Annotated in this window: 1 protein-coding gene; it reads left to right on the top strand. The window is 64.3% G+C overall.

The annotated features are described in order from the left end of the window. Positions 1-163 precede the first annotated feature (163 nt). Positions 164-1111 carry an IS110 family RNA-guided transposase gene (locus tag AF337_RS14825; RefSeq protein ID WP_049732635.1) on the top strand — a complete coding sequence of 316 codons (948 nt, stop codon included), beginning with the start codon at positions 164-166 and terminating at the stop codon, positions 1109-1111. Positions 1112-1113 lie beyond the last annotated feature (2 nt).

Raw genomic sequence — 1113 nt, 5'->3', positions numbered from 1 at the left:
CCTCATCCTTGTACGTTGCCGTTGCTGTATAATGGGGCTGTGCGACGGGGATGCGTGTCATCCTTGGGTTTTGAACTCGTACCTCAGCAAGCATCTCCGTCGCCATATCTTCGCTCGAACGGTTGGTTGGGCTTTGAGCCCGCGTTGCAAGGAGGAGCACCCCATGCATGCCCCCAAAACTTTCATGGTCGGTATCGATGTCTCGAAGGCCCATCTCGATGTGGCCATCGAGGGTAAAGCCGCCGTTGTCCGCTTCGACAACGATGCGGCAGGCTGTGCCGCACTCGCAGCCGCGGTGATCGGCGCAGAGCTTGTCGTCGTCGAAGCCACCGGCGGCTACGAGATGACGATCGTCAGGACACTGATGGCCGCCGGCATTGCCGTTGCCGTCGTCAATCCCCGCCAGATCCGCGATTTCGCCAGGGCCAGCGGACGTCTGGCCAAGACCGATCAGGTCGATGCCCGCGTCATTCGCCACTTCGCCAGAGCGATGCGGCCGGCACAGATCCCCCATATCGACGACGGCCGCATCGCGCTTGCTGCCCTCGTCACCCGCCGCCGCCAGCTCGTCGACATGGCGGTCGCCGAGAAGAACCGCCTCGAACATGCCCCTCAAGCCGTCGCCGTGTTGATTGCCGAGACCCTCGCCGCTCTCAAGGCCCAGCTCGCCCGCGTCGATGCCGCCATCGCGCTCGCCATCGACGCCGAGCCCGATATGACCGCACGCCGCGACCTGCTGCTGACCATCCCGGGCATCGGCGAGGTCGGCGCCGCCGTGCTCATCGCCGAACTGCCCGAACTCGGCGCCATCGACGACAAGAAGCTCGCCGCCCTCGTCGGTGTCGCACCGATGGCCCACGACAGCGGCACTTGGCGCGGACAACGCCACATCGCCGGCGGCCGCGCCACCGTCAGATGCGCCCTCTACATGGCAACGCTCTCGGCCATCCGCTGCAGCCCGGCCATCAAGGCCTTCTACACAAGGCTGCGCGACGCCGGAAAACCGCCCAAGGTCGCCATCGTCGCCGCCATGCGAAAATTCATCATCATGATCAACACCATCCTTAAAAGAAACACACCCTGGAACGAGCCCCAACAACACGGTTGCTGAGG

Origin of the sequence: Rhizobium ecuadorense, from assembly GCF_001187535.1 — a bacterium.
Lineage (GTDB): Bacteria > Pseudomonadota > Alphaproteobacteria > Rhizobiales > Rhizobiaceae > Rhizobium > Rhizobium ecuadorense.
The sequence above is the reverse complement of the archived record's forward strand: the minus strand, read 5'-3'. Positions and strand labels throughout refer to the sequence as shown.